The sequence below is a fragment of the Agrobacterium sp. FDAARGOS_525 genome (assembly GCF_003938925.1).
GTDB lineage: Bacteria > Pseudomonadota > Alphaproteobacteria > Rhizobiales > Rhizobiaceae > Agrobacterium > Agrobacterium pusense.
Genome location: NZ_RKIU01000004.1, coordinates 1,299,957 through 1,318,543 on the forward strand (window position 1 = coordinate 1,299,957; position 18,587 = coordinate 1,318,543).

16 protein-coding genes are annotated in these 18,587 nt (G+C 59.0%); 8 read left to right on the forward strand and 8 right to left on the reverse strand.

The features are described from left to right. Nucleotides 1-59: 59 nt before the first annotated feature. Nucleotides 60-956 carry a LysR family transcriptional regulator gene (locus tag EGT36_RS22395; RefSeq protein ID WP_125271089.1) on the reverse strand — a complete coding sequence of 299 codons (897 nt, stop codon included), beginning with the start codon at nt 954-956 and terminating at the stop codon, nt 60-62. A gap of 105 nt (nt 957-1,061) precedes the next feature. On the opposite strand from EGT36_RS22395, the gene EGT36_RS22400 reads away from it, so the two are divergent. From EGT36_RS22400 to EGT36_RS22415, 4 genes are all read left to right on the forward strand, one after another. Continuing rightward, nucleotides 1,062-2,144 carry a 4-oxalomesaconate tautomerase gene (locus EGT36_RS22400; protein ID WP_172965696.1) on the forward strand — a complete coding sequence of 361 codons (1,083 nt, stop codon included), beginning with the start codon at nt 1,062-1,064 and terminating at the stop codon, nt 2,142-2,144. Between the two features lie 46 nt (nt 2,145-2,190). Further along, complete coding sequence (locus EGT36_RS22405; protein ID WP_022563095.1) at nt 2,191-3,192, forward strand: ABC transporter substrate-binding protein; 1,002 nt, start codon at nt 2,191-2,193, stop codon at nt 3,190-3,192. Nucleotides 3,193-3,255: 63 nt separating this feature from the next. Further along, nucleotides 3,256-4,023, forward strand: coding sequence for an ABC transporter ATP-binding protein (locus EGT36_RS22410; protein WP_034497358.1), 768 nt, complete (start codon nt 3,256-3,258; stop codon nt 4,021-4,023). Then, nucleotides 4,010-4,786, forward strand: coding sequence for an ABC transporter permease (locus EGT36_RS22415; protein ID WP_004445883.1), 777 nt, complete (start codon nt 4,010-4,012; stop codon nt 4,784-4,786). The genes EGT36_RS22410 and EGT36_RS22415 overlap by 14 nt, the downstream gene beginning before the upstream one ends. 182 nt (nt 4,787-4,968) lie before the next feature. On the opposite strand, the gene EGT36_RS22420 is transcribed toward EGT36_RS22415, so the two are convergent. The 6 genes from EGT36_RS22420 to EGT36_RS22445 all read right to left on the reverse strand — a co-directional run bounded on the left by EGT36_RS22420 (nt 4,969) and on the right by EGT36_RS22445 (nt 11,120). Then, nucleotides 4,969-6,045, reverse strand: coding sequence for an ABC transporter ATP-binding protein (locus EGT36_RS22420; protein ID WP_037092044.1), 1,077 nt, complete (start codon nt 6,043-6,045; stop codon nt 4,969-4,971). After that, nucleotides 6,042-6,869 carry a carbohydrate ABC transporter permease gene (locus EGT36_RS22425; RefSeq protein WP_037092042.1) on the reverse strand — a complete coding sequence of 276 codons (828 nt, stop codon included), beginning with the start codon at nt 6,867-6,869 and terminating at the stop codon, nt 6,042-6,044. Before EGT36_RS22425 ends, EGT36_RS22420 begins: the two co-directional genes overlap by 4 nt. Next, a complete protein-coding gene (locus EGT36_RS22430) occupies nt 6,866-7,768 on the reverse strand; it encodes a carbohydrate ABC transporter permease (protein ID WP_125271091.1) in 903 nt (300 codons plus the stop codon). The genes EGT36_RS22425 and EGT36_RS22430 overlap by 4 nt, the downstream gene beginning before the upstream one ends. Nucleotides 7,769-7,876: 108 nt before the next feature. Continuing rightward, the gene (locus EGT36_RS22435) at nt 7,877-9,109 is read right to left on the reverse strand and encodes an ABC transporter substrate-binding protein (protein WP_037092041.1); all 1,233 of its coding nucleotides are present in this window, start codon (nt 9,107-9,109) and stop codon (nt 7,877-7,879) included. A 61-nt stretch (nt 9,110-9,170) separates the two neighbouring features. Further along, on the reverse strand, nt 9,171-10,073 hold the full coding sequence (locus EGT36_RS22440; RefSeq protein ID WP_037092039.1) for a sugar phosphate isomerase/epimerase family protein: 903 nt from the start codon (nt 10,071-10,073) through the stop codon (nt 9,171-9,173). Nucleotides 10,074-10,085: 12 nt separating this feature from the next. Further along, complete coding sequence (locus EGT36_RS22445) at nt 10,086-11,120, reverse strand: Gfo/Idh/MocA family protein (protein ID WP_125271092.1); 1,035 nt, start codon at nt 11,118-11,120, stop codon at nt 10,086-10,088. 140 nt (nt 11,121-11,260) lie between these two features. On the opposite strand from EGT36_RS22445, the gene EGT36_RS22450 reads away from it, so the two are divergent. Further along, the gene (locus EGT36_RS22450; protein ID WP_004445871.1) at nt 11,261-12,295 is read left to right on the forward strand and encodes a LacI family DNA-binding transcriptional regulator; all 1,035 of its coding nucleotides are present in this window, start codon (nt 11,261-11,263) and stop codon (nt 12,293-12,295) included. A gap of 53 nt (nt 12,296-12,348) precedes the next feature. Here EGT36_RS22450 and EGT36_RS22455 read toward each other — a convergent pair whose 3' ends face one another. Continuing rightward, a complete protein-coding gene (locus EGT36_RS22455; RefSeq protein ID WP_112637020.1) occupies nt 12,349-12,963 on the reverse strand; it encodes a TetR/AcrR family transcriptional regulator in 615 nt (204 codons plus the stop codon). Nucleotides 12,964-13,261: 298 nt separating this feature from the next. Here EGT36_RS22455 and EGT36_RS22460 point away from each other — a divergent pair, with 298 nt between their 5' ends. From EGT36_RS22460 to EGT36_RS22470, 3 genes are read left to right on the forward strand one after another with little or no spacing between them, the layout of a single operon-like run. Beyond that, nucleotides 13,262-14,338: an efflux RND transporter periplasmic adaptor subunit gene (locus EGT36_RS22460; RefSeq protein ID WP_037092116.1), complete on the forward strand. Its 1,077-nt coding sequence runs from the start codon at nt 13,262-13,264 to the stop codon at nt 14,336-14,338. Next, nucleotides 14,338-15,423 carry an efflux RND transporter periplasmic adaptor subunit gene (locus tag EGT36_RS22465; protein WP_037092034.1) on the forward strand — a complete coding sequence of 362 codons (1,086 nt, stop codon included), beginning with the start codon at nt 14,338-14,340 and terminating at the stop codon, nt 15,421-15,423. Before EGT36_RS22460 ends, EGT36_RS22465 begins: the two co-directional genes overlap by 1 nt. Then, on the forward strand, nt 15,420-18,491 hold the full coding sequence (locus tag EGT36_RS22470) for an efflux RND transporter permease subunit (RefSeq protein WP_125271093.1): 3,072 nt from the start codon (nt 15,420-15,422) through the stop codon (nt 18,489-18,491). Before EGT36_RS22465 ends, EGT36_RS22470 begins: the two co-directional genes overlap by 4 nt. The last annotated feature ends 96 nt before the right edge of the window (nt 18,492-18,587 follow it).

Below are 18,587 nucleotides of genomic sequence, written 5' to 3' on the forward strand. Positions count from 1 at the left end.
CAGGAGATCAGGATTGCGGGGTCAGGGGGCCTCCCGGGCATCCCCGACCCATCAGGTGACTACTGTGTCTTCCAGGTCTCCAGCAGCAGCCGGACGAATTTTTCCGCGGCGGGCGAAAGGGCACTGCTTCGCCTTTGTACAATGCCAATCGTACGGGAGACGACGGGATTGACGATCGGCCTGGTGATGAGAAATGGATGTTCGTCCTGCGGCGTGGCCAGCCGCGGCAGAACGGAAATCCCCAGCCCGGCTTCGACCAGCCCGAGCGAAGTATTGAGATGAGTCACCTCATAAAACCAGTTCAGCTTTAGATTGTGTCTCGCAAGCGCGCCGTCTAGAAGGGTCCTGTTGCCGCTTGAACGGTCCACGACGACGAGCGGATAGGCTTCCAGTTGATTCCATTCAATCGTTTCGAAATTCGCCAGCGGGTGATCTTTCCTCATCGCCAGCACGAACGGATCATCGATGAGCGGTTCGAATGACAGTTCGGGATCGGAATTGCCCATCAGGTTTATGCCGAATTCCACCTCGCCTCTCGCAACCGCCTGCAGCCCCTCATTTGCCGTCAGATCCCTGATGCGCAGCCTGATATTTGGATATTGCTGACTGAAGGTCTTGATAACCGTGGGAAGAAAGTAGAAAGCGGCGGTGGGAACGCAGGCCATCGTGATGAGGCCGCGCCGTTGCGCGCCATCTTTCATGGCGAACAGCGACCCATCGAATTCTTCCAGCATACGCCGGACAAGCGGCATCACCTCCTGGCCCATGGCGGTGGGAGCGACATGTCGAGTCGTTCTCTCCAGAAGCGGTGCGCCGATGGCCTGCTCCAGCTTCTGAATGCGGCGGGTGAGCGCCGGCTGGGAGATATGCAGCGCCTCCGCTGCCCTGTGAAAGCTCTCAAGCTCAGCTACGGATTGAAATGCGCGCAAATCCAGTATTTCGCAATTGATGCTCATTTCGCAATAAACCTCCAAAACATTGCATTTAACAGATTAGACTCTTTTGCCCATATTGCAACAACGCGGCGCATTGATCCGCAAAATGCAAGATTGAGGCTAATCATGAACGATCTGATGAAGATACCCTGTGTGCTGATGCGCGGCGGAACGTCTCGCGGACCGTTCTTTCTGGCTTCCGATTTGCCCCGAGATCCGGCGGCAAGGGATGCGGCTCTGCTGTCCATCATGGGCTCAGGCCATCCGCTGCAGATCGACGGTATCGGCGGGGGCAATCCGGTTACGTCGAAGGTGGCGATCATCGGACCTTCCACGGTCGCCGGCGCCGAAATTGATTATCTGTTCGCACAGGTGCGCACCGACAGGCAGCATGTCGATTATTCCCCCAATTGCGGGAATATGCTGGCCGCCGTCGGTCCCTTCGCGATTGAGGCGGGGCTCGTGCCGGCGCAGGGTAATGATACGCTTGTCAGGATTCACAACGTGAATACCGGCAAACTGATCGAGGCGAAGGTGCCGACGCGGGGCCGCGAGGTAATTTATCTTGGTGACGCATCGATCGACGGTGTTCCGGGTCTTGCGGCACCCATCGCATTGACATTCATGGATGCAGCCGGCGCGAAAACCGGCAGGCTGTTGCCGACCGGAAAACCCGTCGATGTGATCGACGGGGTGGACGTAACGGCGATAGATTGCGCCATTCCGATGGTTCTCATGCGGGCAGCTGATCTCGGCGTCACCGGCTACGAAGATCCGCAATCGCTCTCCGCCAATCGAGACCTGATTGAACGGATGACCCGCATACGCATCGAGGCTGGAAAGATGATGGGGATGGGAGACGTTCGGGATATGGTCATTCCAAAGCCGGTGCTCATAGCGCCGGCGCGGCGGGGTGGAACATTTTCGGTCAGGTATTTCATGCCGAACGAGTGCCATCCTGCCCTCGCGACAACCGGCGCTGTCGGCATCGCGACGGCGGCCGTAACGGAAGGCACCGTCGCCTATAGTGCGGCAGGAGGGCTTTCCGTGCCGACCCAGATCCGCATCGAACATCCCGCAGGCCGTCTGGATGTACAGCTGGAAATGCGAAACGGAGCCATAACAGCCGGACTTGTAAGGACGGCGCGCAGGCTGTTCGAAGGCTTTGCCTTCGCCAAGCCGATGGCTGTGATTGAAGACGCAGCATAGACAAGGCCATAGTGGCTAAAATATCGCGAAACGGGAGGAGACCCTCATGCGTAAATACCTGCTTGCAACGGCTGCGCTCTGTGCGCTGGCGGCAACCGCCAATGCCGAATCTGTCAGAATGAGCGTCGGCTCATACAACCTCAACAACCTGCCTTTCCCCGTTGCGGCCAGCCTCGGCTTTTATAAGGAAGAGGGGCTTGATGTGACGACCGAGAACTTTGCCCAGGGAGGCTCGAAGGTGCTACAGGCGCTCGTCGCCGGCTCCACGGACGTCGCCGTCGGTTTTTATGACCACACCATTCAGATGCAGTCCCAGAACAAGCACGTCGTGGGCTTCGTTCAGCTCGCCCGCAACTCGGGTCTGGTTCTTGCAGGCAAGAACGATACTGACTTCGATCCCGCAAAGCCTGAGACGATCAAGGGCAAGAAGGTCGGTATCACCTCGCCAGGCTCTTCCTCGGACTTCTTCATTCGCTACTATATGAAGCAGCACAATTTAAGCGACAACGATATCTCCATCATCGGCGTCGGCTCGGGTGCTGCCGCCGTTGCGGCCCTGCAGCAGGGCAAGATCGATCTGCTCGTCAATTATGACCCGGCGGCCACGATTGTCGTCGAACGCGGGCTGGGCAAAATCCTCATCGATGCACGCAGCGATCAGGGCGCAAAAGATGTTTATGGCGGCATCTATCCGACCTCCGTGCTTTACGCGACCCAGGAGTATATCGACGCGAATCCCGAAGTGATCCAGAAGGTCACCAATGCCACGGTACGGGCGCTGCACTGGATGAAGCAGCATTCGGCGGAAGAAATCGTCGAGAAGCTTCCTGACGACTTCGTGTCCGGGGACAAGAAAACCTACATCAAGGCCGTCGAAGCCGCGAAGGCTATCTTCTCGGAAGACGGCAAATTCGAGCCCGGCGATCTCGAAACGCCGCTTGCCGTTCTCAAGACCTTCAACGAGGCAGTGGCAAAGGCGTCGATCGACCTCAACACCACCTATACCAACAAGTTCGTCGAAGCCGCGGCTTCGAAGGCTGCAAACTGAGAGGCCGCCATGTCATCCCCAGTCAGAAAGCTAGAGCCAGTGGCGGACTTCAAACCACAGCCCATGGTCGCGATCGAGAACGTCACCATGGCATTCGGTGCGTTTGTTGCAGTCCAGGACGTTAACCTCAAGGTCGGCGATGGCGAGTTTCTTTCCATTGTCGGACCGACCGGGTGCGGAAAGTCGACCATCCTCAATGCCATTGCTGGCTTGCTGAAGCCCGCGCAGGGCACGGTTTCCATCGACGGTTCAGCGGTCCAGGGCGTGCAGAACAATATCGGATATCTGTTTCAGCAGGACGCCCTCCTTCCCTGGAAGACCGCATTTCAAAATGTCGAGCTTGGTCTGATGTTCCGGGGCGTTGCCGAGGACGAGCGGCGTGCCAAGGTCATGGCATGGCTTGAAAAAGTCGGCCTCAAGGGTTTTGGCGACCGTTTTCCGCATCAGCTTTCCGGCGGGCAGCGTAAACGCGTACAGATGGCGCAGGCGCTGATTACCGAGCCGAAAGTCATCCTGATGGACGAGCCCTTCTCGGCACTCGATATCCACACCCGCCATCTCATGCAGAACGAATTGCTGCGCCTGTGGCAGGAGGATCGCCGGGCGGTGGTCATGATTACCCATGATCTGGAGGAGGCTATTGCGCTCGGAGATCGGGTCGTCGTTCTGGCTGCGGGTCCGAAGAGCCGTGTCATCGAGAGCTTTCCCGTCGATCTCGAACGACCCCGCAACGTCGCTGAAATCAAACTCGATCCGAAATTCATGACGCTCTATCGCGATATCTGGGCGTCCCTGCGCGGCGAAGTGGAGAAAAGCTATGCAAGCCGTTAATGTTCGTATCATACAGGTCGTTCTCCTGGTCGTGCTTCTTGGCGGATGGCAACTCGGTGTGTCCTCCGGCGCCATTGATCGCTTCTTCTTTCCCGCACCCTACGATATCGTCAGGCAGGTGATCGACTGGGTTGCGGATGCCGGCTTCTACAAGCATGTCGGCATTACCCTCAGCGAAACCGTGCTCGGTTATCTCATCGGCACCGGTCTCGGGGTGGGCGCTGGCGTCTGGCTGGGCCTCAGCCCCTTCGTCGCCCGCGTGCTCGATCCGTTCATCAAGGCGGTAAACGCCATTCCCCGCGTCGTCCTGGCTCCGATATTCGTTCTCTGGCTTGGCCTCGGTCTGTGGTCGAAAGTTGCCCTTGCGGTTACGCTCGTCTTTTTCGTCACCTTCTTCAACGCCATGCAGGGTGTGCGCGAAGTAAATCCGGTCGTGCTGTCAAATACCCGCATCCTCGGGGCGCGGCGCACCGATCTGCTGCGTCATGTCTATTTTCCCGCTGCGGCGAGCTGGATTTTGTCGTCGCTGCGCACCTCCGTCGGCTTTGCGGTGGTTGGCGCGATCATCGGAGAGTATCTTGGGGCTTCTGCAGGCCTCGGCTACCTCATTGCCCGGTCGGAAGGCAATTTCGATGCGGTCGGCGTTTTTGCAGGCATCATCATCCTTGCGGTCTTCGTCCTCATCATCGACCTCATTCTCGATGTCGCAGAGAAAAGGCTGATCACGTGGAGGCCCAACGCAGGCGAAGAGCGGCCTGCATGAGGTCGGGGTAGCTGAAATCCAGCGGGGCAGCCATTTGGCTGCCCCGTTTTTTTGAACCGTCCCGGCGATGTGGGCCATGGCCTTTCCGACATTACACGGCAGAGCTTCGAGTTCTGGAGCTGGACGATCGGGGATCGTCAACCGAAGATGATCGGCGTCCCGCTTCGCTGCGGTTCACCCGTTTACAGGCCAGCGCCTGTCTCTTCATCGAAGAGATGCATATCGGACGGGTCAACGTCGAGGCCGATGACCTCGCCGGCCTTGACCGGGCTGCGGCCCTGTATCGCAATCACCAGTTCCGTGGATGTGCCGAGTGTTAGGAAAGTTGCCGAGCCCGTTGTCTCCACAGCGGAGACGGGCAGTGTCAACGCCGCTCCCGTTGCAGTAGCGGGGCTGATATGTTCGGGCCTGATGCCGACGATGAGATGTTTGCCCGGCTGCAGGGGGGCGGGGCTTCTGATCGACTGCAGGGGTTCACCGTCGCCGAACCGCAGCTGGAGCGATGCGCCATCCGGACTCACGGTCGCCGGGATGAAGTTCATGGCTGGGGAGCCGATAAAGCCTGCGACGAAGCGGTTGACGGGATGGTCATAGAGCTCCAGCGGTGTCCCCTGCTGCTCGATTACCCCGTCACGCATCACGACGACATGATCGGCCATGGTCATCGCCTCGATCTGGTCATGGGTGACATAGACCGAGGTGGCATGCAGGCGGTCGTGGAGGGCGCGGATTTCCTTGCGCATGTGAACCCGCAGGGCCGCATCGAGGTTGGAGAGCGGCTCATCGAAGAGGAAGGCCTGCGGATTACGGATAATCGCCCGGCTCATGGCGACACGCTGGCGCTGCCCGCCAGAGAGTTCTCGGGGATAACGCTTCATGAGCTTGGAAAGCCCCGTCGTGGCGGCAACCTCTTCCGCGGCCTTGCGGGCTTCCGCCTTGGCGACACCACGCATGCGCAGCGAATAGGTGAGGTTTTCCTCGACCGTCATATGCGGGTAGAGCGCATAGGACTGGAATACCATCGCCACATCGCGCTTGCGCGGCGGTACACCGTTCATCAGCGTGCCGGCAATGCGCATGTCACCGGCCGAGATGCTCTCCAGCCCGGCAAGCGAGCGCAGAAGCGTGGACTTGCCGCAGCCGGATGGTCCCACAAGGGCGACAAAGGTGCCCTTCTTGATGAAAAGGTTGATGTTCTTCAGGGCATGGAAAGCGCCGTAATATTTATTGACGCCTGATAGTTCGATCTGAAGGGTCATTTTAGCGCTCCTGATGTCAGGCCGGATACGATGCGGCGCTGCAAGAGAATGAAGAGGGCGAGAATGGGCGTCACATACATGGTCGCATAGGCCATGATGTTGTTCCATTCGCTGGTGTTGGGCCCCATGAAGGAATTGAGACCGACGCTGGCGGGCTGCAGTTCCGCCGCCTGGATCATCGATTTGGAGTAAACGAACTCACCGAAGGCCTGCATGAAGATGAGAATGGCGCTGACGAGGATGCCGTTTCTGGCAAGCGGCAGCACGATATTGAAAAACGCGCCGACCCTCGAATTACCGTCTACGAGCGCTGCCTCCTCCAGTTCCTGCGGCACGGCCATGAAGGTGGCGCGCACCAGCACAACGAAGAAGGGCATGCTTTTCGCCGCAATGGCGAGGATGACCGACAGGCGTGGATAATCCAGAAGCCCGAATTGCGAGAAACCGACGAAGATCGGCGTGATCATCAATGAAGCTGGAAGGACTTGCAGCATCAGGACGAGGAACAGACCGATATCCACCCAGACATTGCGATAACGGGCCAGCACATAGGCGCAGCCGACGCCGAGGATGGTGATCAAAAACACCGCACTCGAAGCGATCAGCACCGAATTCCACAGGTAACGGCCCATATTGCGGCTGTTCCAGACATAGGCATAGGTCTGCCATTGTGGTTCACCAGGCCAGAAGGAGGGCGGGTTGGCGAACATCTCCGAGCCGCTTTTGAGCGAGGTCAGATACATCCAGTAGAGCGGGAAGAGGTAGATGATGGCAAGAATGATGGCGATTGCCAGCATCAGGCGGTTACGGTTGTTGATGCTCATCCGCGTACCTCATGCCGTGTGGAGCGCACATAAACGATGGAGGCCAGCATGACGAAAACGATCATGATGACTGAAATCGTCGCGCCCTTGCCGAAGTCATATTGCCGGAAGGACAGATCCCAGGCCCAATATTGCGCCACGTTGGAACTGTTATTGGGTCCGCCATCGGTAATGGCGGCAAATAGATCGAATTGCTGCAAGGTGAAGATCAGCCCGAGCGAGATGATCGCGCCGATGGTGGAGCGCATCATGGGCAGCGTGATGGTGTAGAAGCGCTGCCAGGCGTTGGCGCCATCAAGCTCGGCGGCTTCGTAAAGATCGCCGGGAATGGAGGCGAGGCCGACGGAAAGGAGGATCATGTTGAAGGAGGTGCCGAGCCAGATATTGGCGATCACAACCGCCCAGAGCGAAAAATTCGCATCCGAACGCCAGAAAATATTGCCTGATATCAGTCCGCTTTCGCGCAGGAAGAAGTTCAGAACCCCGAAGTCGCCGGACAAAATCCAGTTCCAGATGGCACCGACAACGAGGCCGGGCATGACCCATGAAACGAGGAACAGGCCCCGCAGCCAGGTGGCGCCGGGGAAATTGACCCAGAAAAACAGAGCCAGACCGAAGCCGATGACAAATTGCCCCGCTATGGAAGCGACGACAAAGGTTACCGTATTCATCAGGATGGGCCAGGTTTCCGGCTGCCGGAACAGATCGACATAGTTCTTGAAACCGACGAACGGGCGCACGAAGGTGCCCAGGCTGAACATGTCGACTTCCTGAAAGCTCATGACGATGTTGTAAAGCAGGGGTAACCCCGCCATCACGAAGAGGAAAGCCAAAGGAAAGGCGACAAGGGCGATATCGAAATCGCGACCATCGCTGATGCTGGAAAGCAGCTTTTTCATAAGAAATCCTCGCAAGCTCCGCTCGGGGCCGCCGCCGCTTATCACGGCAAGCGACCCCACCGGGAGGAACCCTGCGGATGGGGCCGGACATGCCGGCCGCCTCCCTGATCAACCATCGACGAGCTTGATTTTCTGTGCAGCCTGGTCGAGTGCGTCCTTCGGAGACATCTGTCCCGTCAGCGCGGCCTGAATGGCATCCTGAATGGCCTTCGAGATTTTCGGCCATTCGGGCGAGGGGCCACGCGGCTGTGCATATTTGAGCTGCTCGACGAAGGTCTTGAGCGCTTCATCCTTCAGAGCATTTCCGGTGGGCGGTACGGGAATGTCCGAACGCGCCGGCAATTGGCCGAAATTCTTGAACATGTCCTTGTCCTGCGAGACAAAGAACTCGATCGCCTTGAAGGCCTCTTCAGGATGTTTGGTCTTCGAGAAGATCGCCCAGTTATAGTCCCCCATGGCCGATGAGCGCGGCGCATCGGGCGCCGGAACCGGCAGCAGCGTGACGCCCCAGTCGAACTTCGCGTCCTTCAGCATGCGGTCGATTTCCCATGGGCCCGAAATGACCATGGCGGCGTTGCCGGCGTTGAAGGTCGCGGTAGAATCCCACTGGCTGCGTGTCAGCGTATCGGGCGAAGCCAGTTTTTCGTCCAGCATCAGCTTCCACGTCTCGAGCGCTTTCACGGCTCCCTCGGTGTTGATGTTCTTGTAGGTGGCGCCAGCCATCTGCGCCCAGGGCAGGAACTGGAATGTGCCCTCCTCATTCGCCTTGGCGCTGAAGCTGATGCCATAGACGTTCTTGGAAGGGTTGGTCAGTTTGCGTGCCGCGTCAACCAGCTCATCCCAGGTTTGCGGCGGCTTTGCCGCATCCAGCCCGGCGGCCTTGAACAGATCCTTGTTGTGATAAAGAGCGATCGTGTTGGTCGCCTTCGGTACGCCGAAATATTTTCCATCCCACATCACCGATTTCAGCGGGCCGGGGAAATAATTCTCCGTCTTGATGACATCGGACTTGGCTATCATGTCGGTCACATCGAGGAAGGCTCCGCGTGCGGCGAACATGGCGTGGTTGGGGTTGTCGATGGCGATGATGTCGGGCGCATTGCCGGTCGAATAGGCGCGCATGGATTCGCTCACCACGTCATCGAACTGCAATTGCCGGTATTCGATCTTGATGCCGTTATTGAGCGCGTTGAACTCCTTGATGAGATTTGGAGCCGGCTGGATATCCCGGTCCAGCGACCACAAGGTCAAAGTCACGTCCTCTGCCTGTGCCGCAATCGCGCCGGCGGACACGCCCGCCAACAGAAACGCGCCGGCCATCATGCATTTTGCGATACCCATAATCTCCTCCTCTTGGTTATCGTCTCTGCAATCTCGGGAACCTTCTCCCAAAAGGTTTCCGTTATGTCGGATCGACGACGAAATCGCCGCCTCGGCATTTTTTCAGATAGTTCAGGCCATGCACCTGTCCGGTCATTTCCAGCGCATCGCGGTAGACCGGATCATGCCAGCCTTCGATATCGATCGAGCCGGACCAGCCGGCGAGGCGCAGCTCGGAAATAATGTCGGTCCAGTTGCTGTCGCCGAAACCCGGCGTGCGCATGAAGACGAACTTCTCCTTGCCGAAAATGCCGTGCTCGCGGATGACGTCCCAGCGGATGGTCGCGTCCTTGCCATGCACGTGGAAAATCTTCTTCGCCCATTTGCGGATCTGCGGTAGCGGATCGATCAGATAAACCATCTGGTGGCAGGGTTCCCACTCGATGCCGATATTCTCGTCCGGCGTTTCGTTGAAGATCAGTTCCCAGGCATCGGGATTATGCGCAATGTTCCAGTCGCCCGTCTGCCAGTTGCCGTCCATGGCGCAGTTTTCAAATGCGATCTTTATGCCCTTGTCGGCGGCACGCCTGGCAAGCTCGCTCCAGATTTCCTTATATCTGGGCAGGCTCTCCGGCAGCGGCCTGCCGCGCAGGCGGCCGGTGAAACCTGCCACGCAATTCGCACCGAAATGATGGGCGTTGTCGATGCAATCCTTCCAGCCCTGCAATGTCTGAAGGTCGATATCGGTTTCTTCCAGCGGATTGCCGAACATGCCGAGCGTACTGATGGTGATATCGCGGTCGCCAATTGCATCAAGGCAGCGCTTGCCGAGTTCGGCAAGGTCCTGACCGTTGGTCGTCTGCCAGAAGAAGGGCTCGAAGCTTTCAAAGCCGAGATCGGCGATCTGCCCGATACGTTCGGCCGCCTGACCCTTGGTGGCGCTGATCATGGTGCCGATGCGGATGGATGTTGCCGGATTGCTCACGTCTGTCGGTCCTTATGCTGCAATGGAAACGCGCTGGCCAAGGCGCGCGCTTTCGATCGCGCCCATCACCATTGCGAGGCTGTTGATATTGTCGAAGGAGGCTGTTTCCGGCATCTCGCCGGTACGCATGGATTCGAGAAATGATAGAATGACGCTGGCATGGCCGCGCGCGACCTTGTCTGACACAGCATCGGAAACGTTTACGGTCTTGAAGTCACGCAGAAGACCCTGTTCGTTGCCAGCCACCGAGGCGGAAAAACTTTCTTCGCCATCCCAGAGAATCATGCCTTTGGAGCCGATCAGCCGCCAGCGTGCTTCCCAACTTGTCCGCTCGCCTTCAGCGCACCACGAGCCGCGATAGGTGAAGACGACATCGTTAGAGAACTCGAAAATCGCGTTGGCGCTGGCCCCATGCGCATACCATGAGCCCGCCGGGTTCTTCTCCACACAGAAGACGGAGAGCGGCTTTTCATTGGCGACGAAACGGGCCGCGTCGAAGGTGTGAATTGCCATATCGAGAAGCAGGACGTTTTTCATCTCCTCGCGGAACCCCCCGAAATGCGGCCCCAGGAAGAAATCGCAGTGGATGGCGGTCAGTTCACCGATGACGCCTTCCTCCAACGTACGGCGTAGACGCCTGATGCCGGACACGAACCGACGGTTTTGCACCACAGCGTGAATTCTGCCAGCTTTTTTCGCCAGTTCCACCAGCGTCGCGGCTTCCTCCATCGAGGCTGCAAGCGGCTTTTCGCTCAGCACATGGCATCCAGCTGCGAGACCGGCTTCGACTACGGCAAAACGCGCCTGCGGGATGACGATGTCAAAAAGAATGTCGGCTCTCGTTTCGGCGAGAACCGCGCGAAGATCGGTGCCGATGACCGCGCCGGTGAGGGCGAATTCCTCGGCAAGCGCGCGGGCCGTGCCCTCGTTCAGGTCCACCAGACCCGCGATCCTGATTTCGCCGGCGATTTCCGGCGAGGACTGGATGGCGCGCAGCCAGCCTTTGGCCATAGCTCCGCACCCGCATAAAACGGCATTAAAAGTCATCTCATCTCCCCGGACTCTTTCGCAAACTCCTCTTTGCGCAGAGCGTCGTAAACGTTTACGAGACTATTCCGATGATGTTAGATATGTCAAGACCATCAAGTGGCGCGCAGATTGCGGGCCGGGATTTGGAAGGGGAGCGCATGAAAGGAATTCGCCAGCTTGCCGATTACCTCGAGATATCGATCGGCACTGTTTCCCGTGCGCTGAACGGCAAGCCCGACGTGAACGAAGAGACACGGCGCCGCGTTCTCGAGGCTGCGGAAAAACTGGGTTACGTCGCCAACCAGTCAGGCCGCAGCCTGCGGCAGGGAACGACCAATGTCATTGGTCTGATGACGGGCAGTGACGCGCAGACGGTGGAGAACGCCGACAACTTCTTTCTCGGCTTGACGGATGGCCTGCAAAGCGTGTTTTCCGGTCACAACCTCGATCTCATCGTTCTGCCTTGCCCGGGAGAAGAGGACCCCGACGAATATCTCAAGCGTATGGTGGCGCGCCGCATGGTCGATGCGATGATCATTTCTGCCACCCGGCGAATCGACAGGCGTGTCGATTTTCTCAAGCAGAATCGGCTTCCATTCGTGGCGCTCGGGCGGACCGCCTCCAGTACGGATCATGCCTGGGTGGATCTCGATTTCGAGGGCGTCGCGAAAAGCGCGATCGATCGCCTCGTGGCCTCCGGGCATCGTTCGATCGCGGTAGCCGCGCCCGACAGCGATATCAATCTCGGGCATGTGTTCCTTGATGGGTACAGGCGTGCGCTGGACGATAATGGCATCGCTTATGATTCCTCTTTGGTCATCCGGGCGAAATCGAGCGAGCAGGGCGGTTATCACGCCGCCAGCGAATGGCTGCAGATGCGGCCTCGGCCGACGGCGATTGTACTGATCTATGAGTTGATGGCCGTCGGTCTTTATCGTCGTCTTGCGGAAGCGGGGCTCGAACCGGGGCGGGATCTCGCTGTCATCGGATTTCGTGACGGCCCGCGCGGCCAGTTTCTCGAACCGCGCCTGACAAGCTTCCGCATGTCGCTGCATGATCTCGGCGTTACGGTGGCGCAGACTCTTTTGTCGACAATGCCGGCCTATGCGCCATTTTATCCCGCCCAGGCCCGCCATTGCATATGGCCGATGGTGCTCGTGGCGGGGGAGAGCGATCCAGGTCCGGTATCGTAGGTCAGCCAGGTGGGGTTCCATCCAGCCCGCGGCGGGCAGGATGTTTTGGCTGCTCAGGGGAGCAGGCCGTTCATGAGCACGTCGAGGTGAACCTTGATGACGGCCTCCTTGTCCAGACTGCGCCGGTCGTCGAAAATCAGCCTGAAAACCAATGTTCCGACCATTGGTGACATGACGACATGCGCAAGTTCGGGCGCGTTGGCCCTGAATCTCTTTTTCGCGACACCTTTGTCCAGGATAGCATTGATGCGGGCGAGCACCGGCGCCATCAGAATTTCATGGTGGTGGTCTATCAGATCCGGAAACTTGGCTCCCTCGGCCACGACGAAACGAAAGAGTTCCCGCATACGCCGGTCATCCACCAGCGTTTCGAACAGGAATTCGAGAAGCAGGCGAAGCTCCTCGACCGGATCGTCGGAGGTGCGTTCGTAGGCTTCGAATGCCTCTTGGAACGGTCTGCCGACGTGCTCGATCATCGCGGCAAAAAGGGCTTCCTTGGTTTCGAAATAGACATAGACCGTGCCTTTCGTCACTCCCACCCGGTCGGCAATGTCTTCGACCCGCGTTGCCGTAAATCCCCTTTTGGTGAATTCCTCAAATGCGGCGTCGAGAATTTGCAGCGGACGTTGTATCTTCTGTTCTGCACGTGAGAGTTTCGTTTTCGCCATTACCCCGGATCCTTACATATTGTCGGCGCGTGCCCTTCTACCCGTCGTGATCGGCGGAAGTAACAGGTGGTCTGCCTATCGCACCAGTGCAAAAACCGGAACCGATTTCCGCAGGTGGTTTGATGCTCGATATGTCAACATATGCCTTTGCTTGCCAGCGAATGCGTCGGGCAGTCCGCAATGATCCTTCTCTAGGGCAGCGATACCCCGAAAAGCTCCCAGAGCGACGGCATAAGAATTTCATTGACTATACAGTCAGTTAAATATTATGGATGAGGGCGAAGATCAAGAGGTCAGCATGAGAACCATTCTTATCGCATGGGCGGTGGGCGGCGTTTTTGCCCTGTCATCCTGCAGCAATGAAGAGCCGCCGGCCGAAAAGCCGCTGCGAACTGTCGATGTGGTCAAGGCGGAGAAGCAGCCGATCGACCGTGGCAGCATCATCACCGGCGAAGTGAGGGCGAGGGTTCAGACGGACCTGTCGTTTCGCGTCAGTGGCAAAATCACCGAAAGGCTGGTGGATGTGGGCGCGCGGGTGACGACAGGGCAACTGCTCGCCCGCATCGATCCGGAGGAGCAGAAGGCCGACATCGATGTTGCCCTTGCCAACCTGCAATCGGCCGAAGCACAACAGACGCAGGCACAATTGGCATTCGATCGCCAGCAAAGTCTTTTCCGGACGCAGGTCACCTCGCGCTCGGCCGTCGACAAGGCCCAGGAGACGCTGCTTACCACGCAGGGCGCGGTCAGATCGGCCCAGGCGCAGCTCGATACGGCGCGCGACGCGCTGTCGTATACGGAACTCAGGGCCGATGCGGATGGCGTGATCACGGCGCGAAATGTCGAAGTAGGCCAGGTGGCGCAGGCTGCCCAGCTCGTGTTCACGCTGGCGCATGACGGGCCGCGCGACGCCGTGTTTGATGTCTACGAATCTCTCTTCCTGGAGCGCGACATCGACAATCTCGTCAATGTCAGCCTCCTTTCGGATCCCGCCCGCGCCGTGGCGGCCCCCGTGCGGGAAATCTCTCCGACGATCGATCCGGACAATGGTACGATAAGGGTGAAGGTCGGTCTTAACGGCGATCTGACCATGCCGCTTGGTGCGCCGGTATCCGGCCATTTCCGCTTCAGGCAGGTGGATGCCATCGAGCTTCCATGGTCGGCAATGACGTCGCAAAAAGGCCGACCCGCCGTCTGGGTGGTGGATCCGCAATCCTCCGAAGTCTCCATGCGGCCGATCGAGGTTGCGGATTATGAGACCAGTCAATTCGTCGTCTCGGCGGGGCTGAACCCCGGCGATCTCGTGGTCACGGGCGGGACCAAATTCCTCCGAACCGGTGAAAAGGTCGCCTATAAAAAGGGGCAGGCACAATAATGTTCAGGATAAACAGAAGCTTGTTTTTGCTGCTGTCCGCGATGGCGCTCTCGTCCTGTCAGGAAAAGCAGGAGGCCGCCGCCGAGGCGCCGCGACCGGTGCTCTCGGTGGTGGTTGAGGAAAAGTCGGCGGATGCGCTGCAGCTCACCGGAACGGTGGAATCGCGCATTCAGACGGATCTCGGTTTTCGCGTCCTCGGGCGGATCATAGCGCGGAACGTCGATGTCGCCGATCTGGTCAAGAAGGGCGATGTGGTGGCCTCGATCGATCCGCTCGCGCTTGAACTGTCGGTGAAGAGCGCGCAGTCGGATCTTTCCAATGCCGAAGCGCAGCTCGCCAATGCCGTGACCACCGAACAGCGCCAGCGTGTGCTGGCGGAGGCGCGTAGCGGCACCGAGGCGGCGCTGGAGGAAGCCCAACAGGCGACGCGCACCGCCAATGCCTCCGTCGCCAAGGCCCGTGCAAACCTGGACAAGGCGGAAGAACAGCTGGGTTACGCGCAGCTCCATGCGGAATTCGACGGTGTTGTCACGGCCACATCGGGTGAAATCGGCCAGGTTGTTTCCGCCGGCCAGACGGTCGTCACCATCGCCCGCCCGGAAGTGCGCGATGTAGTGGTGGATGTTCCGCAATTTGCGGCGCAGCGTCTGGATATCGGCTCGACCTTCGAGATCGCCCTGCAGCTCGATCCAAAAATCCGAACCACCGGCGTGGTGCGGGAAATCGCCCCGGCAGCCGAAACGGCAACGCGCACACGACGGACCAAGATCAGTCTGCAGGATGCGCCGGCGGCATTCCGCCTCGGTTCCGTCGTCACGGCTTCCGTGCTTGCTGCTTCCGAACCGCGGATCATGCTGCCGGCATCGGCCCTGCTGAAAACGGAGGGCGGCTGGTCCGTCTGGATCGTTAATGCCGACACGGCGACCGTCACGGCGCGCCCGGTCACGATAGAGGGTGAACCTGCCGAAGGCGGCAGCGTGCGCATCACCGGCGGCGTCAAACCCGGCGAGCGCGTTGCCAGCGCTGGCGTTCACAAGCTTAAGGATGGACAGGCCATCAGGATCGATCAGGAGGTCCGTCAGTGAAGAAATTCAATCTTTCAGACTGGGCGCTCGAACACCGTTCGCTTGTCTGGTATTTCATGCTGGTTTTCGTTCTCGCCGGCGTTTTTTCCTATCTCAACCTCGGTCGCGAGGAAGACCCGAACTTCACCATCAAGACCATGGTGATCAGTGCCCAGTGGCCCGGCGCCTCGGCGGAGGAAGTGGCGCGGCAGGTGACCGACAGGATCGAGAAGAAGCTCGAGGAACTCGATAATCTCGATCATCTGCGCAGCCAGACGGTGGCGGGCCGCACGACGATCTTTGTGGAGCTGGTGCCGGAAACCAAGGCGCGCAATGTCGAACCGACCTGGGTGCGGGTGCGCAACATGATCGGCGACATCAAGGGCGAGTTTCCATCCGGCGTGGTCGGCCCCTTCTTCAATGACCGTTTCGGCGACGTTTATGGCAATATCTACGCCTTCACCAGCGACGGTCTCAGCCAGCGGCAATTGCGTGACCTGGTGGAAGATGCCCGCGCCAAGGTCTTGAGCGTCGACAATATCGGCAAGGTCGATGTCATCGGCGCACAGGACGAGACGATCTATCTGGAATTTTCCACGCGACAGATCGCGGCGCTCGGCATTGATCAGCAGTCCATCATCAAGACATTACAATCGCAGAATGCCGTCACCCAGTCCGGCTTCGTCAATGCAGGACCTGAGCGCGTGGCGCTTCGCGTCAGCGGCCAGTTCACGTCTGAAGACAGTCTGCGGGCGATCAACCTGCGCGTCAACAACCGCTTTTTCCCGTTGACGGAAGTAGCGACGATCCGGCGCGGTTATGTCGATCCGCCGTCCTCGCTGTTCCGTTTCAACGGCCAGCCGGCCATCGGCCTTGCAATCGGCATGAAAACCGGCGCGAACCTGCTGCATTTCGGCGAGGCGCTGGATGCGCAGATGAAACGCGTGGTGGCGGATCTGCCAGTTGGCGTCGATGTGCACCGGGTGTCCGATCAGCCTGCCGTCGTCGATGAGGCGGTCTCGGGCTTCACCTCGGCGCTGTTCGAAGCCATCGCCATCGTCCTTGTCATCAGCTTCATCAGCCTTGGCCTCAGGGCCGGCATGGTGGTGGCGGTTTCCATTCCGCTCGTGCTGGCGATAACCTTCGTCTACATGGAATACACAGGCATTTCGCTGCAACGCATTTCGCTCGGTGCTCTCATCATCGCGCTCGGGCTTCTCGTGGATGATGCGATGATCGCCGTCGAAATGATGGTCGCGCGGCTTGAGGTCGGAGACGATCTCAGAAAAGCGGCGACCTATGTCTACACCTCCACCGCCTTCCCGATGCTGACCGGTACGCTGGTCACCGTTGCCGGCTTTATTCCTGTCGGCCTCAACAACAGCGCAGCGGGTGAGTTTACGTTCACACTCTTCGTGGTGATTGCAGTTTCGCTGATCGTGTCTTGGATCGTCGCGGTTTTGTTCACGCCCCTGCTCGGCGTGACGATTCTGCCGAAGACAATGAAATCTCACCACGAGAAGAAGGGCCGGTTCGCCTCGGCCTTTTCCTGGCTTCTCGGCCGGGCGCTGCGCTGGCGCTGGGTGACGATCATCCTCACCATAACCCTGTTCGGCCTGTCCGTGGGTGGCATGAGCCTCGTGCAGCAGCAGTTCTTCCCGTCCTCGGACCGTGTGGAGCTCATCGTTGACTGGAACCTGCCGCAGAACAGCTCGATTGCCGAAACCAACCGGCAGATGGCGCAGTTCGAGCAGGAAATGCTCGCCAAGAATCCGGATATTGACCACTGGACGACCTATGTCGGTGAAGGCGCGCCGCGCTTCATCCTCTCTTTCGACGTGCAGACTCCTGATGTCACTTTCGGCCAGACCGTCATCGTCACCAAGGGGCTGGACGTGCGGGACAAGGTGCGCGCCGAATTGCAGGAATATCTGGACCGTACATTCGTCGGCACTGACGCCTTCGTGAAACTGCTCGATATCGGCCCGCCGGTCGGTAAGCCGGTGCAATATCGCCTCAGCGGCCCGGATATCCAGAAGGTCCGTGAGCTCGGGCAGCAATTGTCGGGCATTGTCGGCGAACACCAGCTGTTGTCCAACATGGTCATGGACTGGAACGAACCGACACGTGTGGTGAAGGTGGATGTGCTGCAGGACAAGGCACGCCAGCTCGGCGTCTCCTCGGAAGATATCGCCAACGCCATGAACAGCATTGTCGAGGGATCTACGGTCACACAGGTCAGGGACGACATCTACCTCGTGAACGTGGTGGCGCGGGCGCAGTTGTCGGAGCGCGGGTCCATCGAAACCTTGCAGAATCTGCAATTGCCGGCGACCAACGGCAAGGCCGTGCCGCTTTCGGCCATTGCCAATTTCCGCTACGAGCTGGAGCAACCGACCATCTGGCGTCGCGACCGGATACCGACGGTCACCGTCAAGGCTGCCATCATCGGCCCGACGCAGCCCGCAACGATCGTGACGCAGCTGAAGCCGAAAATAGAGGCTTCCGAGAAAACGCTTCCTGTGGGTTACAAGGTGGAGACGGGCGGTTCGGTGGAATCCAGCGCGGATTCGCAAGCGCCGATCGTCGCCGTGGTGCCGCTGATGTTGTTTGCAATGGCGACGATCCTGATGGTTCAGCTGCAAAGCTTCAGCCGGTTGTTCCTGGTCTTCGCCGTGGCGCCCACGGCCCTGATCGGCGTGGTGGTGGCGCTGCTCTTCTCCAATGCGCCAATGGGCTTCGTCGCCATTCTCGGCGTGCTGGCGCTGATCGGCATCCTCATCCGCAACTCGGTCATCCTCGTCGTGCAGATCGAGCATCTGCGAAGCGAAGGTGTCTCGGCCTGGCGTGCCGTCATTGAGGCGACCGAACACCGCATGCGGCCGATCATGCTGACGGCGGCGGCGGCAACGCTTGCCCTCATCCCCATATCCCGGGAAATCTTCTGGGGGCCGATGGCCTATGCGATGATGGGTGGCATTGTGGTCGGCACGGCGCTTACCCTGCTTTTTCTGCCGGCGCTCTACGTTGCCTGGTTTCGTATTCCGCGCGAGGATGAGAAGCCGGAGGGCGCTGAAATCGAGGCGTGATATCGGATGCCGGGCGAGGTGGTGGCTGCACTGCCTCCTCGCTCCAATAAAAATATCCACCGTCGTTGTTCCCGCGTGCAGGATGATGTTAGGAAG

What these genes read in the sequence shown, in the direction of transcription:
- EGT36_RS22420 (WP_037092044.1), bottom strand. Translation starts at nt 6,045, where the DNA reads ATGACCCTTCAGATCGAACTATCAGGCGTCAATAAATATTACGGCGCT.
- EGT36_RS22410 (WP_034497358.1), top strand. Translation starts at nt 3,256, where the DNA reads ATGGTCGCGATCGAGAACGTCACCATGGCATTCGGTGCGTTTGTTGCA.
- EGT36_RS22465 (WP_037092034.1), top strand. Translation starts at nt 14,338, where the DNA reads ATGTTCAGGATAAACAGAAGCTTGTTTTTGCTGCTGTCCGCGATGGCG.
- EGT36_RS22445 (WP_125271092.1), bottom strand. Translation starts at nt 11,120, where the DNA reads ATGACTTTTAATGCCGTTTTATGCGGGTGCGGAGCTATGGCCAAAGGC.
- EGT36_RS22400 (WP_172965696.1), top strand. Translation starts at nt 1,062, where the DNA reads ATGAACGATCTGATGAAGATACCCTGTGTGCTGATGCGCGGCGGAACG.
- EGT36_RS22425 (WP_037092042.1), bottom strand. Translation starts at nt 6,869, where the DNA reads ATGAGCATCAACAACCGTAACCGCCTGATGCTGGCAATCGCCATCATT.
- EGT36_RS22455 (WP_112637020.1), bottom strand. Translation starts at nt 12,963, where the DNA reads ATGGCGAAAACGAAACTCTCACGTGCAGAACAGAAGATACAACGTCCG.
- EGT36_RS22450 (WP_004445871.1), top strand. Translation starts at nt 11,261, where the DNA reads ATGAAAGGAATTCGCCAGCTTGCCGATTACCTCGAGATATCGATCGGC.
- EGT36_RS22415 (WP_004445883.1), top strand. Translation starts at nt 4,010, where the DNA reads ATGCAAGCCGTTAATGTTCGTATCATACAGGTCGTTCTCCTGGTCGTG.
- EGT36_RS22460 (WP_037092116.1), top strand. Translation starts at nt 13,262, where the DNA reads ATGAGAACCATTCTTATCGCATGGGCGGTGGGCGGCGTTTTTGCCCTG.
- EGT36_RS22435 (WP_037092041.1), bottom strand. Translation starts at nt 9,109, where the DNA reads ATGGGTATCGCAAAATGCATGATGGCCGGCGCGTTTCTGTTGGCGGGC.
- EGT36_RS22405 (WP_022563095.1), top strand. Translation starts at nt 2,191, where the DNA reads ATGCGTAAATACCTGCTTGCAACGGCTGCGCTCTGTGCGCTGGCGGCA.
- EGT36_RS22395 (WP_125271089.1), bottom strand. Translation starts at nt 956, where the DNA reads ATGAGCATCAATTGCGAAATACTGGATTTGCGCGCATTTCAATCCGTA.
- EGT36_RS22430 (WP_125271091.1), bottom strand. Translation starts at nt 7,768, where the DNA reads ATGAAAAAGCTGCTTTCCAGCATCAGCGATGGTCGCGATTTCGATATC.